A 15,483-nucleotide genomic window follows, 5' to 3' on the forward strand; every position below is an offset into this window, starting at 1 on the left:
TCAAATGTTTAAAAAATCTCTATGTCTATTATTATTTTCATTCATTTTAGTTACTACAGGTTGCTCACAATCAGAGGGAAAATCATCTGAAGAAGTGACGAACATCAGCAATAGCGGAAAGTATCCAATGTCATTTGATGTTCATACATATGAGGGGGAAAAAGTCACTCAGACAATTAACCAAGCTCCTGAGAAAGTAATGATTATTGGATCAGCAGTCGCAGAATTAATGGTTAAATTTGGACAACAAAATAAAGTCGTTGGATTTGCCTATAATGATCAAGCCCATTCAAATTTTACGGAAGAGATTGAGAAAATGCATTTAGTTAGTGAAATGTGGCCCTCAAAAGAATCCATTATAGCGCTACAACCTGACTTAATTTATTCTATTGCCTCTGCATTTCGAGAGGAACTAATTGGGAGCATCCCTTCTTGGAGCAATCGTGGGATTCCTGTTGTTTCTTCTACAAACTTTACAATTGGACGTAGTATCGACATTTATTTTGATGAAATCAAAACATTCGGGAAAGTATTCGATATCGAAAATCAAACTAATAAATACTTGAAAGAGCAACAAGCTCGTATTGATAAAATTACTGCAAAGGCTAAAACTATTAAAGATCACCCTAATGTTCTATTAGTTAGTGGAGCACGTGGAAAGTATTTCTATTACTCACCTAAATGGGCAATTATTGATGAAATGATTGAAGGTGCTGGAGCTGAATATATTGAGCTATCCAAAGAAGACTATATCGAACTTTCAACAGAGGCGATAATAGCAGCAAACCCAGATAAAATTATTATCACAGAATTTCAACAACCCGACCAAGAAAAAACGAAAAATAACTTGATCAATGATAAAAAACTGCAAAATATAAAAGCAATCCAAAATAAAGACGTTATGGTTGCTGAATATACTGGGGCTATCAATGGTGGTATTGAACTTGCTGACTTATATGAACAGGTCGCTAAATTCATTCATCCTGATGTTTTTGTTGGAGTAGTAAATGATGGTGAATAGTAAACGTCCTTTCTCCGTGCTTCTTTTATTATTGATAGGACTAGTTTTCGTCTCAATGATTGTTTCCGCTTCTATTGGACAAGTAAGCATTCCATTTCTCGATTCTTGTAAAATTCTTTTGTATCAGTTTACAGGGATCAATATTGGTCATGTTGATACAGTTATTTCTAAAATGACATTCGAAATCGTTTGGCAAATTCGCACTCCAAGAATTTTACTAGCATTAATAGTAGGTGCAGGTTTAGCTCTTTGTGGAAGTGTAATGCAAGCATCGATACAAAACCCACTTGCAGATCCTTATATTCTCGGCATCTCTTCAGGTGCTTCACTAGGTGCAACATTTTCGATTATTCTAGGTCATCGCTTTAGCGGTTTCTTTGGAGAATTCGACTTAATTGTATGGGCATTTTTAGGTGCTTTACTTGCAACATTTCTAGTATTACTGTTATCAAGTGTCGGAGAAAAAATGTCGGTCATTAAACTCATTCTAGCGGGTACCGTGGTCAATGCCTTATTCACAGCTCTATCAAATTTATTCATATATTTTGCCAAAGACGCTGAAGGCGTCCGTTCTGTTTCATTTTGGACGATGGGAAGTTTAGCTTCTGCTGATTGGAAGGACTTACCGTTGATTGCTGCAATCGTTACGATTGTAGGCCTATTCTTTTTATCACAATGGCGTGTTATGAACGCAATGCTTATGGGAGACGATGCTGCAATGTCATTAGGCATTAACTTAAATATTTATAGAAGAGTCTATTTAGTCATTACTGCTATTTTGACAGGTGTTATTGTATCGATATGTGGAATTATTGGATTTGTCGGTCTCATTATTCCTCATATAGTGCGAATCTTTACAGGTTCTAATCATCGTTATTTAGTACCCACTGTCATATTAGTCGGCGCTATCTTCTTAACTTGGACAGACTTACTAGCAAGAACAATTATTCCAAATAGCGAATTACCGATTGGGATTGTGACATCATTATTAGGAGCTCCAGTTTTTATGCACATGTTAATAAAAAAAAAATATGGTTTTGGAGGTAATTAGTATGGAATTAACAGTACAAAATGTATCCTTCTCGGTATCTGATGTTGACATTATAAAAGATGTTTCGTTAAGGGTGCAAGAAGGGCAATTTGTCGGAATCATCGGACCAAATGGTTGTGGAAAATCGACATTGTTAAAAAACATTTATAAAGTAACAAAGCCGACAACAGGCATGATTTTCTTAGATGATTTAGATATAGTAAAAGCCTCCCCTAAAGCAATTGCAAGAAGACTGGGTGTTGTTGGTCAATTTAACAATGCAAATTTTGACTTTACTGTACGTGACATGGTGTTGATGGGAAGAACTCCACATAAAAAGATAATGGAATCTGACACAAACCAAGATTATGATCTTGTAGATAATGTGTTACGAAAGGTGAACTTGGAACATCATGCTTCAAAGCATTTCTCCTATCTTTCTGGTGGTGAAAAACAACGTGTTATTCTTGCACGTGCTTTAGCACAAGAGCCCCAGTTTTTAATTTTAGATGAGCCAACAAATCATTTGGACATTAAATATCAAATTCAAATCTTATCCCTTGTACAATCATTAAAAATTGGTACACTTGCTGCATTACATGATCTCTCTATAGCAGCCATGTATTGTGAGTACCTCTATGTACTAAAAAATGGGCGCATCTATACACACGGCAAGCCAGAAGAATTATTAACTCCTGAATTAGTAAAAAAAGTTTATGACGTTGACTGTCACATTAATCAAAATGAACATACTAAAAACTTAGTCATAGCGTATCATCCAACCCTAACTATTTAATAAAGCTTTAACTAATTGACTGACAATCACTCAATTTTAAACAACGATAAAAGGAGCCAAATCTATGAGTACTCTTCAATCCAATAACTCGAGCAAACATTATGCATATAGATGGCTGGCCTTAGCGATTATCCTACTTCCGACACTGCTAATCTCTTTAAATACTTATATGATTCAAATTGCCTTGCCGAACATTCAAAATGACTTACACGCAAGTTTTTCGCGAGCGCAATTAATATTTTCTGGATATTCGATTGGACTTGCAACAGCTCTAATAATTGGCGGTAAACTTGGAGATATCTACGGAAGAAAAAAATTATTATGGATTGGTGTATTCTTTTTTACTCTTACCTCCTTCGTCGGAGGAATGCTATCGGATCCATTACTTATAATTGGCGTCCGAATTGTGCAAGGTTTTGCAGCAGCTTTTATACAACCACAAATTTTATCGATTATTCAAGAAATCTTCCCTTCGAAGGAGAAAAATTTAGCCTTTGGCTTGTATGGTGCTGTCATTGGGATTGCTTTTACCTTTGGCTTAATATTAGGGGGATTACTAGTCAGTTTGAATCTATTTAATGGAGGATGGCGAATTGTTTTTTTCTTCAATGTCCCATTTGGCATTCTTGTGCTATTACTACTTCCTATAATACCTGAATCCACTGTTGTGAAAAACAATAATATTGATTGGATGGGCGCCATTTTATTGATGTTTAGTATATTATTTTTCATCTATCCATTATCAGAAGGTCAAACATATGGGTGGCAGCCTTGGTTTTTCGGTTGTATTATTCTGTCATGTGTTATGCTTGCTTCGTTTATTTTTGTTGAAAAATCAAAACAAAAAAAGCATCAAACACCACTTGTGGATCTATCTTTGTTCAAGCACCGTTCTTTTGTCATTGGAATTGGTTCAGTACTGTCAATTTATTTGAGTATGTTCTCGTTCTTCTTTATCCTTAGCTATTTTATACAATTTGGCTTGCAGTATAATACGAAGGAGACAAGCTTGATCTTTTTACCAATTGGTATTGGATTTTTTTTCACATCGATTCTATCATCAAAAATAGTTCATTTATTCGGCTTAATTGTATTAAAAATTGGTGCATTGACAATGAGTATTTGTATTTTTATACTTATCGGCATTCTTGCTTTCGAGCCGTATAATTTATTTACAATTTATACTTTAGTGCTTTTATTCGTCTACGGCCTTGGTCTAGGGCTTGCCACAACACCTTTAGCGAATGCCATTCTGAGTAAAATACCTAAGAATCATGTCGGTGTTGCCTCTGGGGTGTTTACAACAATCATGTATTTAGCCAATTCCTTAGCAGTTGCAGGTATTAGCATAGTATTCTCTACAGCTTTGAATACGACCTTAGACAAAGCCTCTTTTGTACATGCGTTTTCTACGAGCTTATTTGGAATCGGTCTGTTGTCTGTTATGTCCTTTGTAATTCTTTCTATTTATCATAAAAGCAAAAATTAAATATGATTGAAAACCTCTTGTAATTTTATATTTAAAATTAACTAATAAAAGTCCATTTTGAAAAAGATTGAACTGAACCCTATTATTTAGACAGTTTCATAAAAAGACCGTTTCCACATTAAACAGCGATTCTCCCTTTATAAACCGTTAAAAGAGCATCTGGAAATAAAACTTCATTTCCAGATGCTCTCATTTAAAGTAAAGGAGGTTGCAATCGACTTTTCACAATTGAGAAGAAAGAAGCACTGTCGTTTAATTACAAGATAATGTCACACTGCCAAGCACATCGAAATCTGCTACAACTGTATCCCCTGGCTGAAAAGAAATCGCCTCAGACATCGCACCACTTAAAATAATATCGCCTTTTTTAAAGCCTTTTCCTACCTTGGCTAATTCTTTCACTGCCCACACAATGGCAGTAGCAGGATGCCCTAATACAGCAGCGCTTGAGCCTGTTTGCTCCACAGTACTGTTTTTACTTAGAACCATGCCAATTTGTCCCAAATCAAGCATGTGAGGAGAAACCCACTTACTACCCACTATAAATTTCGCCGAGGAACAATTATCTGCGATAACATCTGCTAATGTAAAGCCAAAATCTTTATAACGGCTATCTATTACTTCAAGGGCAGGTGCGACGTATTTCGTTGCCTTTACAACATCCGCCTCTGTAACCGCCTCCCCTGCCAAGTCCTCACCTAAAAAAAAGGCAATCTCAGGCTCAACTTTCGGGTGAATAAGCTGTGAAAATTCAATCGCTTCCCATTCTAGTGCGAGCATATCACTATGTAAATAGCCATAAATCGCTTCATTGACTCCCATCATCTGCTGCTTTGCTTTACTCGTTAAACCTAGCTTCACGCCTACTTGCTTCGTGCCATTCTCCTCTAGCTTGCGTGCTAGTAAAGCATCCTGTATACGATAAGCCTCCTGTATCGTCAACTGTGGGTAGTCGTCTGTCAGCTTGATGACTTCCTTTACATCACGCTCTGCCTCATATAAATAATCAACCATTTTTTGCTGATTTATTTGTACCGTCATTTTCACACCTCAATTTCCCTTTTTTTTGCGAGCTCAGCAGCGACATCAATAATCATATCCTCCTGACCACCTACTACTTTTTGTTTACCTAATTCGATAAGTATATCGCGTGGATCAAGACCAAATTTCTTCCCCGCACGCTCTGCATGAAGCAGGAAGCTTGAGTACACTCCTGCATACCCTAACACTAAGCTCCCCTTTCGAATTTCCTGCGAGCCTGGCAAAAGAGGGCCTACAATATTTTCTGCGACATCCATCATTTTATATAAATCAATACCTATATCTATTCCCATGCGGTCTAGCACAGCTAATAGCACTTCTGTCTGAGTATTCCCTGCACCTGCTCCTAAACAGCGCACACTCCCGTCAATACGTGTCGCTCCTTCCTCTATAGCAACGACCGTGTTCGCCACTGCCATAGATAAATTGTTATGAGCGTGAAATCCTACTTCTATTTGCAACGATTGTCGTAAAGCGCGCACACGCTCACGCACCTCATGCGGCAGCAATGCGCCAGCAGAATCTGTTATATAGACCGCTTCAGCACCATAGCTTTCCATTTTCTTCGCTTGCTCCACTAACTTTTCCACAGGTGCAGAATGAGCCATCATTAAAAAACCTACTGTCTCCATCCCTAGCTCGCGTGCCTTGCTCATATGTTGAGCTGACACATCCGCCTCTGTTACATGTGTAGCAACACGCACTAAGCGAGCACCTAAGTCATTTGCCTGCTTCAATTCGTGTACAGTACCAATCCCTGGTATTAACAGCACAGCAACTTTTGACTTAGTGCATGCAGCAACAGCTGCTTCAATGAGCTTCATCTCATTAACGAGTGATTTGCCATACTGAAAAGTGGAGCCCCCAAGGCCATCTCCGTGACTTACTTCTATATAATGCATGCCTGCATCATCTAACCCTCTCACAACATCTCGTACTTGCTGCTCTGTAAATTGATGTGCCACGACATGACTGCCATCTCGGAGGCACACTTCTGTTAATCGAATTGGTTTATTAACTTGCGAATTCATGTATACTGCCCCCTTTCTTAATGCGTTTCTAATGTAGTTCTCTCTAACATGGCCCGCGCAAAATCTTCTGCAACACGTGTCGCAGCAGCTGTCATAATATCTAAATTCCCTGCATATGGAGGGAAATAATCTCCAGCACCTTCTACTTCTATAAAGATTGTTACACGGTTGCCATCAAATAATGGCTCCTGTCTTAAACGATAGCCTGGCACATATGCCTTCACTTTCTCTACCATTGTATAAATAGAGTCGCGAATTTCCTCTTCTTTCATATTTTTCACTTCACAATAAATCGTGTCTCGCATAAGGATAGGTGGGTCTGCCGGATTTAAAATAATGAGCGCTTTTCCAGTATTTGCTCCACCTACTTCTTCGATTCCACGGCGCGTCGTAATCGTAAACTCGTCAATATTTTCCCTCGTCCCTGGACCTGCACTTAAGCTTGAAATAGTCGCCACAATTTCCCCATATAGTACATCTGCAACTTGGTTGACCGCATAGACGATTGGAATCGTCGCCTGGCCACCACATGTAATCATATTGACATTGTGTAAATCGAGTAAGTTTTCCGTAGTCCCCACTGCCGGACAAAAGAACGGTCCTCTTGCTGCTGGTGTTAAATCAATCGCTAAAATTCCTAGTTCCTTCAATACTTTCGCATGGCGTACGTGAGCTTTCGCTGATGTGGCGTCAAACACGATAGCCGCCATGTTAGGATTGGCAACGATAGCTTCGATGCCATTTGAATATGTCGCATACCCTTTCTCTGCTGCACGCTTCAAACCTTCTGATTGTGAATCTATCCCAATCATCGCCACAACTTCAATCACTTCACTGCGCTCTAATTTATAAAGCAAATCAGTGCCTATGTTTCCTGTGCCTAGTATAGCCGCTTTGATTTTGCCCATATCCTTCTCTCCTTTCACATTATTCAAAGTGAACCGTTACTGTACCGATGCCCCCAAATTTTGCTTCAATACTATCTCCAGCATTTACTACAACTGCCGCAGATAAAGCGCCAGGTAAAATAAGCTCGCCCTTTTTAAGTGTAATGCCAAACTCATGTAATTTATTTGCCAACCAAGCAATAGCGTGTGCCGGGTGTCCCAGTGCAGCAGCCCCTGCCCCTGTCGCAAGTAGCTCCCCATTTTTGTAAAGTGCCATACTTGCTGTCCGTAAATCCACTTCATTTACCTTCGTCTTTTCATGCCCGACGATGACCTTTGCAGACGAGCCATTATCAGCTACTGTATCAATTAATTTAATGCGCCAATCCTCTACTCTACTATCAATTACTTCAATTGTTGGCACGATATAGTCAGTAGCCATCATGACATCGAGAAAGGTTACATTCGGTCCTACTAAATCCTCTCCTAGTACAAAACCAATTTCCGCTTCAATTTTTGGGGAGAGCATGCTAGACACTTTTACAATAGCTTCATTTCCAAACACCATATCATCTAATAAATGACCATAATCTGGCTCATCTACATGGAGCATTTTTTGCATCGCTACGCTTGTTAAACCAACCTTTTTACCAACGATGTGTCGACCTTCGTCCAGCTTCATTTTTACTATTTCAAGCTGTATTTCATAAGCATCCTTTATGCTTAAACTTGCATCCGACTCTGTTAAAGGAACGATGCTTTGCTTTGTTTTTTCAGCTGTCAGTAACTGTGTGGCATATTGCTTAATTTTCTCTGACACCACCATTCACTCTCCTTAGTAAAACAAACAAAAGGCGGTTGCTATACCAGCTTTTGTTTGTTTGTTTGTTTATTCATTCCTTATTTTTTTACGGTAATTGTTTTTATTTCACTATAGAACTCAAAGCTATGACGACCGCCTTCGCGCCCAATACCACTAGCTTTCGCTCCACCAAATGGGGTTCTTAAATCCCGCACGTACCAGCAATTCACCCATAATAAGCCCGCATGAATTTGGGCTGTCACACGCTGTCCTCTCCGTAAATCATTCGTCCATACTACCCCTGCTAATCCATAAATAGAATCGTTCGCTATCTGAATAGCTTCTTCTTCTGTTTTAAATGGAATAATGACAGGGACAGGACCAAATATTTCCTCTTGAGCAACGCGCATACCATTATTGACATCGTACAAAACGGTCGGCTCATAGAAGTTCCCTTCAGATAGTGAAGCGACAGCCTTACCGCCGTATGCTAATTTCGCCCCCTCAGCTAGACCAATTTGCACATACTCATCTACTAGCTTTAAATGCCCCTTAGAAACTAAAGCACCCATATCTGTTGTCATATCGAGCGGGTTTCCAACTTTAATTTGTTTCACAGCTGCCACGAATTTATCTAAAAATTGATCATAAATACTTTCCTGCACTAAAATACGGGAACCTGCTAAGCAAATTTCTCCTTGATTGCGATAAATGGCTTCGATGGATCCTGCTACTGCTTCTTCTAAATCAGCATCTTCAAACACAATATTAGCTGATTTCCCACCAAGCTCTAACGAAACTGGGATTAAATTTTGAGCAGCATTACGCATAACCGTTTTTCCTGTATTTGATTCACCTACAAAGGAGATTCTCCTCACAGCAGGGTTTGTCGCCATTTCTGTTCCTACAATACCACCTGGACCTGTCAAAATATTTAGCACACCTGGAGGTAATCCCGCCTCATTTGCTATTTCTCCAAGCATGATGGCACTTAGCGGTGTATATGAAGCAGGCTTGATTACAACGGTATTACCTACAGCAAGAGCAGCAGATGCCTTCCACGTCATTTGCATAAACGGCAAGTTCCATGGAATAATTAAGCTTGTCACACCGACTGGGGCATATTGTACATATGAAAAATGCTTGCTTTGATCATAATGCTCGTGCGTCATATATTTCGCCATCTCAGCGAAGAAACGGAAGTTAGCAGCCGCTCGTGGAATATCAAATTCAAGACTCTCCCGTATTGGCTTACCTACGTCTAACGTTTCGACATAGGCAAGTTTTTCAACATTCTTCATTATTAAATCAGCCATTTTGCATAAAATCCGCGAGCGTTCCTCAACAGGCATCTTGCTCCATACACCACTAGCAAATGCTTTATGTGCAACTTCAATTGCGCGCTTTGCATCCTCTTGTCCGCCATTTGCTACGGATGCTAATATTTCATTTGTAGCGGGATTAATCGTATTGAAAGTTTCACCTGATAAGGCGTCTACATAATCGCCACCAATGAATAGTTTGGCATCTTTTAAATATTTTTCTTCGATTACTTTTTCATTAATCAATGCCACTCCTCCTATTCTTCGATTTCAATAATCATCTCTATTTCGATTGCTGTATTATTAGGTAATTGAGCCATTCCAACAGCAGAGCGCCCGTGCTTACCCTTCTCTCCGAAAACTTTCCCAATTAAATCTGAGGCTCCGTTCATTACTTTTGGCTGCTCAATGAAATCCTCCGTGCAATTTACCATCCCTAATACTTTGACAAATTGCTTCACTTTACTTAATTCGCCTATTTCATGTTTCACTACACTGAGTAGGTTTAGCATCGATTGTTGTGCTGCTAAATAGCCTTCTTCTGTCGTCAAATCTCTCCCTAGCTTACCGTGGTACTGATCCACACCCTGTCCTGCGGTAAATAAGAGATTGCCTGTCCTTACACAACCTACATAGTCTCCCCAAGCAGGACGTAAAGGTGGTAATTCAAGTCCTAACTGTGCAAGTCTTTCCTCTGGTGTCATGATTCGATCTCTTCCTTTATCTCGATATTTAAAAAGGCTAAGGCATTTCTCCCTAAAATATCCCTTCTTTGTTCTTCTGAAAGATGAAGTGTCTCATCCACTATTTTCCCCGGTGGGATTTCCCTTAATAAGAAGGGATAGTCTGAGCCCATCACAATTTTGTCTGCTCCAAATCGGTCGATTAAATATTGAAGATTTAGCGGATCATAATTTAAAGAATCGAAATAGAAATTTTTCGCATAATAGCTCGGTGGTTTACTCGTTAAGCGTAGATGCGGCCATACTTTCCACCCTTGATCTAAGCGAGGTAAAATATAAGGAAAAGAGCCGCCACCGTGTGCAAAACACACTTTAAGTTTTGGGAATTTTTCGATAACTCCGCCGTTAATAAGACTAGCAGCAGCAAGCGCAGTTTCACTCGGCATCCCTACCGTGTACATAAAATTATGGCGCGGCATTCGGTCCTTCCCGAGCGTTTCCCACGGGTGAATAAATAAAGGCACTTCCCATTTCTCCGCCATTTCGAAAAATGCTGTAAAAGCTGGGTCGTCTAAATTTTTGCTGTTTACATTCGTCCCGATTTCGATGCCTTTAAGCCCTAGCTCATGTATGCAACGATCCATTTCACGAATAGCTACCTCTACATCTTGGAGTGGCACTGTGCCAATACCGATGAATCGCTTCGGATATTGCCTCACCGTATTCGCAATAAAGTCGTTTTGAATACGAGCCATTTCCTCTGCCGCATGTGCCTCCGCCCAATAGGAGAACGTCACAGGAATCGGGGACAATACTTGTATATCCACCCCTTCAGCATCCATATCCTGTATGCGTTTTTCTGGGCTCCATACTTGGTCTGTCACTTCTCTAAACACTTGACCTGCTACCATAATATTCGCACCACATGTACAAGTTTTTTCTAATGTTGGCCAGCGCTCTCCGCCAAACTTCTCCACAAAGTTAGGAATATCTTCTGGAATAATATGAGTATGGAAATCTACTCGCATTGCCATAAACTCACTTCTTCAGACATTACATGACCGCAATTTTTACATGTGCGCAGCTCTAAACTACCATTAAATTCTTCGATTGCACCTTTCACTTGTGTTTCGATATCTGTTAATTGCACCGTTTTTTTGTGCATTTGTTGATCGCAGTTTTCACAAAACCATACGAAGTCCTCTAGCTCTCCCTCTGCCCGCTTCCTTTCTACGACAAGTCCAAATGTGTCGGCAATTCGATGAGGAGAGTGCGGCACATTCGCTGGTAGCATGAACACTTCCCCTTCTTTAATTGTAATCACTTCACGCTTTCCTTCATTAATTATCTCAACGAAGCAATCGCCTTTAATTTGATAAAAGAACTCATCAGATGGATCGACATGGAAATCTCGACGGCGATTAGGTCCGCCCAAAATCATACAAATAAACTCCGAATCCTCCCATAGCACTTTATTGTTAACAGGTGGCTTTAAAGAGTCCTTATTTTCTTCGATCCATTTTAATAGATTAAATGCTTGTAATTTTGCCATACGAAACCCACTCCTCTAAAATTTTATATTTATATTTTTTTATTTATTTTAATACCGTGTTGAAATCGCTTACCGACTTTAATTACCATGATTGCCTACTGCTAAATAATCCCGCTTCCCGAACTCTCTGTAGTATCTTCTACAATAACCGGAGATTTCGTGTTCGCCTTCTTCCACAAGAAATAACAAGCTGTAATAAAGATTAACCAAGGGAATCCGAGTGTTAATGTGGGTTTAAAGTCAGGTGAGAACCATGTTGATAGTACAACAGACGTTAACAGGACTGCACCGAAAATTGTTAAGTACGGATAACCAATCATTCTTACCGGTAATTTGCGCCCGTTCGTTTCATTCCATTTTTTACGGAAGAACAAGTGTGTAATAAAAATCATAAACCAAGCAAACATCGCACCAAAGCTAGAAAGCGAAATCATCGTTGCAAAAGCCGCATCTGGTCTGACAACTGTAAAAATTGTCGCGATGGCGATACCGATAACAGAAGCAAATAATGCAACTGAAGGTACGTTTTTGCTATTTAATTTCCCCAATACTTTCGGCGCGTAGCCACCTCTTGATAAAGAAAACATCATACGTGTAGAAATGTATAATTGACTATTCATTGCAGAAAGCGCTGCTACAAGTACGACGAAATTCATAATAGCTGCTGCTCCTGGGATATTCATAATTTCCATTACTTTTACGAATGGACTTTTATCGATTCCTGCCATCCCCCATGGCACAATCATTAGCATTAAAGATAGCGTTAATAAATAAAACAGCACAAGTCGAACAACGGCTGAACGAAGCGCAATCGGCACTGCTTTTTCCGGATCCTTTGCTTCACCAGCACTGACAGCAATCATTTCAATACTTAAATAACTGAACAACGATACAAATATAGCAATCCACATGCCCCATACCCCATTAGGGAAGAAACCACCGTTATTTGTATAATTTTGAGTCCCAATAGCTGTGCCACTATCCGCGCCAACAATGACATATACTGCTAAAATAATAAATCCAACAATCGCAGCTACTTTAATGACTGAAAACCAATATTCAACAGCACCAAATAATTTGACCGTTGTTGCATTCACATACAAAAGCACTGCTGCAAACAAGATTATCCAAACGATGGCAGGCACGGTCGGAAACCAATACTTCATATAAACGGCTACAGCTGTAACCTCCGTCCCGATTGCACATACTAAACTAAACCAATACGAATAGCGTACCGAAAAGCCAGCCCATGGATTAATATACTTCTCTGCATAGGCACCAAACGACCCTGTCACTGGATGAGCTACAGTCATTTCTGCTAAGCAGCCCATGAGTAATAATGCAATTAATGCACCGATTGTATAGCTAATAATGACACTCGGTCCTGCCAAGCCAATTGCCAAGCCACTCCCTAAAAATAACCCGGTCCCGATTGCTCCCCCGATGGCAATCATCGTTAGCTGGCGTGTTGTTAAGCTCTGACTTAATCCCTTTTCTCTTTCAACGATATCTTGCAAACGATTGTCTTGTGACATACATTTTCCCCCTTTGATATTGTCGTTTAAGATACTACATTTCTTTCCATCCCATACTTTTCATATTGCTTTTCAGTCACGATTTCCTTTAATATTTCGACGGTTTCCCACACCTCCTCGAATGACGTATAAAAGGCGATTGGTGCGAGACGAATAATGTTAGGCGGTCTAAAGTCTGGAATGACACCCTTATCAACTAAAGCTTTGCAAATTCGAATCGCCTCATCATGCTCTAAGCAAACATGCCCCCCTCGTCTATCATCTTCATTTGGATTGCCAATTGAAAAGCCAAGCTCAGTTAGCTCTTGCTCGATTAAGTCCATCATATAACGTGTAAGCTTTAATGATTTTTGACGAATATTTTCGATACCAGCCTCCGCAAACATTTCTAATGAGCCGATAATAGGGGCTAAGCTCAGCACGTGCGGTGTACCCATTTGAAATGCCCCTGCAGATTCTTCCACATCTAATGAATGTGCCATATCAAACTGTTTATCTTTTTTGGAGCTGTACCAGCCAGCTAAGCCCGGATGAATGCCAAAATGTTTTTTATTCACATACAAGCCAGCGACTGAACCAGGACCACCGTTGAGATACTTATAGTTACACCATATAGCAAAATCAACATTCCACTCACTGAAGTAATGCGGAATTGCCCCAATGGAATGACAAGCATCAAAGCCAATGCAAATGCCTCTTGCGTGTGCTTCGGCAGTTAAGCGTTTTATATCTAGTAGCTGACCACTTCGGTAAAGGACAGTTGGCAGCAATATGAGCGCTATCTCATCTGTCATCGCTGCGATAATATCCTCTTCTAAAATTAGCTTGCCATCACGACTTTTCACACGTACTAAATGCTCATCTGGATTATAGCCTTTTAACTTTATTTGACTCTGTAAGGCATAAATATCTGATGGGAATGTTAATTCATCCGCTAAAATTTTTGTTCGTCGCCCTTCTGGTTTATAAAATGTTGCGACAGCTTGATGAATATTGGAAGTCGTTGAACCGGCAATAATGACTTCGTTTTTCTCAGCTCCGATTAGCGGTGCACACATTTCACCGAGCTTCTCTGAAATGAAAAACCATGGATACTTACCAGTTGTCCACCCTTTAATTCCGTATGCTTTCCATGATTCCATTAATTCATGGACATTTTCCTCGGCTCTTTTGGACATTAAGCCTAAGGAATTGCCATCCATGTAAATAACACCTGATTGTAAATAAAATTCATCGCGGTATGATCGAAATGAATCATTCGCATCATATTGTTTTGCATGCTCTTTGTTGTAAACGCTTTCTCTAGTTCCCAAAATTCTTTCCCCCATTTTTTAAATTTTCTGAATATGTTCATAGTCTAAAATAAAGTTGACATAGTGTCAATATTATTTTTACCAAATTTTTTCAACGTCATTTGTAAAAATATTTCTAATGGGCTATGATTAAATGAAATAAATCATTGGATTATCAAGCAATAGCACGCTTATTATAAATAAAATAAGTCATATCTTGGAGGTCATTTAATGAGTGAAGAAACGAAGCAAATCGACGGAAGAAATATGCGCTCTATCGCAACGAAACAAAAATTATTGGATGCCGCGCGTGACTTATTCTACGAATTTGGCTTTAAAAAAACTACTATTACTCAAATTATTAAGAGAGCAGAAACTGGTTATGGGACTGCTTACGTACACTTCAAAGGAAAAGACGAGATTTTAATTGCTCTCATGGAAACAGTCATGCAAGAATTTCTTGATATGGCCCACACACCTTTCTTACCTACTAGCAAAGAAGAAGCAAAAGAGCTTGTCCTGAATCAAGTCACTGCTTTTTTAACGATGGCAAAATCCAATAAAGATATTATGAAAGTATTCGCAGAAGCGATTAGCCTTTCCCCTGCCGTGAATGAAAAGTGGGATGACATCCGAAAAACGAACATTCATTTTATTATCCGCGATATTACATATGCGCAAAGTCAAGGCTTAGTACGGTCAGATTTAAAAATCGATATCGTCGCACGCTCATGGTTTTTAATCAATGAAAACCACCAATGGGACCTCGTGCGTGATGATACGTCCGAGTCCATTGAGGATATTGCTTGGACGATTACAACGATGTATATCGATGGGTTATACAAATAAAAAACCCAGATTAAGAACTGACCTAGTCATTTGAATCACATAGAAAACAACCCAATTAGGCTACTTGCTTCCCAAATTCTAGGGGAGTTAAGTAGCCTAATATTTTTATATCCCTTCCTCATATCCTTTACGATTTATCTTCTGAAGACTTTC

At 39.5% G+C, this 15,483-nt stretch carries 15 protein-coding genes; 5 read left to right on the forward strand and 10 right to left on the reverse strand.

Annotation, left to right across the window (positions count from 1 at the left end; translation table 11 throughout):
- Window positions 1-4 precede the first annotated feature (4 nt).
- The 4 genes from NSQ74_RS22410 to NSQ74_RS22425 all read left to right on the forward strand — a co-directional run bounded on the left by NSQ74_RS22410 (window position 5) and on the right by NSQ74_RS22425 (window position 4,336).
- Window positions 5-1,021, forward strand: coding sequence for an ABC transporter substrate-binding protein (locus NSQ74_RS22410; protein WP_340826237.1), 1,017 nt, complete (start codon window positions 5-7; stop codon window positions 1,019-1,021).
- Entirely contained in the window at window positions 1,008-2,072 is a 1,065-nt protein-coding gene (locus tag NSQ74_RS22415) for a FecCD family ABC transporter permease (RefSeq protein ID WP_340826238.1), read from the forward strand. The genes NSQ74_RS22410 and NSQ74_RS22415 overlap by 14 nt, the downstream gene beginning before the upstream one ends.
- A gap of 1 nt (window position 2,073) precedes the next feature.
- Window positions 2,074-2,847: an ABC transporter ATP-binding protein gene (locus NSQ74_RS22420; RefSeq protein WP_340826239.1), complete on the forward strand. Its 774-nt coding sequence runs from the start codon at window positions 2,074-2,076 to the stop codon at window positions 2,845-2,847.
- A 64-nt stretch (window positions 2,848-2,911) separates the two neighbouring features.
- The gene (locus tag NSQ74_RS22425) at window positions 2,912-4,336 is read left to right on the forward strand and encodes an MFS transporter (protein WP_340826241.1); all 1,425 of its coding nucleotides are present in this window, start codon (window positions 2,912-2,914) and stop codon (window positions 4,334-4,336) included.
- Between the two features lie 252 nt (window positions 4,337-4,588).
- On the opposite strand, the gene NSQ74_RS22430 is transcribed toward NSQ74_RS22425, so the two are convergent.
- The 10 genes from NSQ74_RS22430 to kynU all read right to left on the reverse strand — a co-directional run bounded on the left by NSQ74_RS22430 (window position 4,589) and on the right by kynU (window position 14,502).
- Complete coding sequence (locus tag NSQ74_RS22430) at window positions 4,589-5,377, reverse strand: 2-keto-4-pentenoate hydratase (protein WP_340826242.1); 789 nt, start codon at window positions 5,375-5,377, stop codon at window positions 4,589-4,591.
- A gap of 2 nt (window positions 5,378-5,379) precedes the next feature.
- Window positions 5,380-6,408, reverse strand: coding sequence for a 4-hydroxy-2-oxovalerate aldolase (dmpG, locus tag NSQ74_RS22435; RefSeq protein WP_340826243.1), 1,029 nt, complete (start codon window positions 6,406-6,408; stop codon window positions 5,380-5,382).
- Window positions 6,409-6,425: 17 nt separating this feature from the next.
- Window positions 6,426-7,316 (reverse strand): acetaldehyde dehydrogenase (acetylating), encoded by an 891-nt coding sequence (locus NSQ74_RS22440; protein WP_340826244.1) that lies wholly within the window; start codon window positions 7,314-7,316, stop codon window positions 6,426-6,428.
- Between the two features lie 19 nt (window positions 7,317-7,335).
- Window positions 7,336-8,115, reverse strand: a complete 780-nt coding sequence (locus NSQ74_RS22445; protein WP_340826245.1) for a 2-keto-4-pentenoate hydratase — start codon at window positions 8,113-8,115, stop codon at window positions 7,336-7,338.
- Between the two features lie 80 nt (window positions 8,116-8,195).
- A complete protein-coding gene (locus tag NSQ74_RS22450; protein ID WP_445669069.1) occupies window positions 8,196-9,665 on the reverse strand; it encodes an aldehyde dehydrogenase in 1,470 nt (489 codons plus the stop codon).
- An 11-nt stretch (window positions 9,666-9,676) separates the two neighbouring features.
- On the reverse strand, window positions 9,677-10,123 hold the full coding sequence (locus NSQ74_RS22455; RefSeq protein ID WP_139859705.1) for a RidA family protein: 447 nt from the start codon (window positions 10,121-10,123) through the stop codon (window positions 9,677-9,679).
- On the reverse strand, window positions 10,120-11,136 hold the full coding sequence (locus tag NSQ74_RS22460) for an amidohydrolase family protein (RefSeq protein WP_340826247.1): 1,017 nt from the start codon (window positions 11,134-11,136) through the stop codon (window positions 10,120-10,122). The genes NSQ74_RS22455 and NSQ74_RS22460 overlap by 4 nt, the downstream gene beginning before the upstream one ends.
- Window positions 11,121-11,654, reverse strand: a complete 534-nt coding sequence (locus tag NSQ74_RS22465) for a 3-hydroxyanthranilate 3,4-dioxygenase (protein WP_340826248.1) — start codon at window positions 11,652-11,654, stop codon at window positions 11,121-11,123. The genes NSQ74_RS22460 and NSQ74_RS22465 overlap by 16 nt, the downstream gene beginning before the upstream one ends.
- A 101-nt stretch (window positions 11,655-11,755) precedes the next feature.
- Window positions 11,756-13,189, reverse strand: a complete 1,434-nt coding sequence (locus tag NSQ74_RS22470; RefSeq protein ID WP_340826249.1) for an amino acid permease — start codon at window positions 13,187-13,189, stop codon at window positions 11,756-11,758.
- Window positions 13,190-13,215: 26 nt separating this feature from the next.
- Window positions 13,216-14,502 carry a kynureninase gene (kynU, locus tag NSQ74_RS22475; RefSeq protein ID WP_340826250.1) on the reverse strand — a complete coding sequence of 429 codons (1,287 nt, stop codon included), beginning with the start codon at window positions 14,500-14,502 and terminating at the stop codon, window positions 13,216-13,218.
- Window positions 14,503-14,712: 210 nt separating this feature from the next.
- Between kynU and NSQ74_RS22480 the strand changes: the two genes are divergently transcribed.
- Window positions 14,713-15,330, forward strand: coding sequence for a TetR/AcrR family transcriptional regulator (locus NSQ74_RS22480; protein WP_340826251.1), 618 nt, complete (start codon window positions 14,713-14,715; stop codon window positions 15,328-15,330).
- The last annotated feature ends 153 nt before the right edge of the window (window positions 15,331-15,483 follow it).

The sequence above is a fragment of the Lysinibacillus sp. FSL W8-0992 genome (assembly GCF_038008685.1).
Taxonomy (GTDB): domain Bacteria; phylum Bacillota; class Bacilli; order Bacillales_A; family Planococcaceae; genus Lysinibacillus.

Bases quoted from the DNA above. Each gene is read 5' to 3' on its own strand.
- NSQ74_RS22410 (WP_340826237.1), top strand. From the start codon at position 5: ATGTTTAAAAAATCTCTATGTCTATTATTATTTTCATTCATTTTAGTT.
- NSQ74_RS22415 (WP_340826238.1), top strand. From the start codon at position 1,008: ATGATGGTGAATAGTAAACGTCCTTTCTCCGTGCTTCTTTTATTATTG.
- NSQ74_RS22420 (WP_340826239.1), top strand. From the start codon at position 2,074: ATGGAATTAACAGTACAAAATGTATCCTTCTCGGTATCTGATGTTGAC.
- NSQ74_RS22425 (WP_340826241.1), top strand. From the start codon at position 2,912: ATGAGTACTCTTCAATCCAATAACTCGAGCAAACATTATGCATATAGA.
- NSQ74_RS22430 (WP_340826242.1), bottom strand. From the start codon at position 5,377: ATGACGGTACAAATAAATCAGCAAAAAATGGTTGATTATTTATATGAG.
- dmpG (WP_340826243.1), bottom strand. From the start codon at position 6,408: ATGAATTCGCAAGTTAATAAACCAATTCGATTAACAGAAGTGTGCCTC.
- NSQ74_RS22440 (WP_340826244.1), bottom strand. From the start codon at position 7,316: ATGGGCAAAATCAAAGCGGCTATACTAGGCACAGGAAACATAGGCACT.
- NSQ74_RS22455 (WP_139859705.1), bottom strand. From the start codon at position 10,123: ATGACACCAGAGGAAAGACTTGCACAGTTAGGACTTGAATTACCACCT.
- NSQ74_RS22460 (WP_340826247.1), bottom strand. From the start codon at position 11,136: ATGGCAATGCGAGTAGATTTCCATACTCATATTATTCCAGAAGATATT.
- NSQ74_RS22465 (WP_340826248.1), bottom strand. From the start codon at position 11,654: ATGGCAAAATTACAAGCATTTAATCTATTAAAATGGATCGAAGAAAAT.
- NSQ74_RS22470 (WP_340826249.1), bottom strand. From the start codon at position 13,189: ATGTCACAAGACAATCGTTTGCAAGATATCGTTGAAAGAGAAAAGGGA.
- NSQ74_RS22480 (WP_340826251.1), top strand. From the start codon at position 14,713: ATGAGTGAAGAAACGAAGCAAATCGACGGAAGAAATATGCGCTCTATC.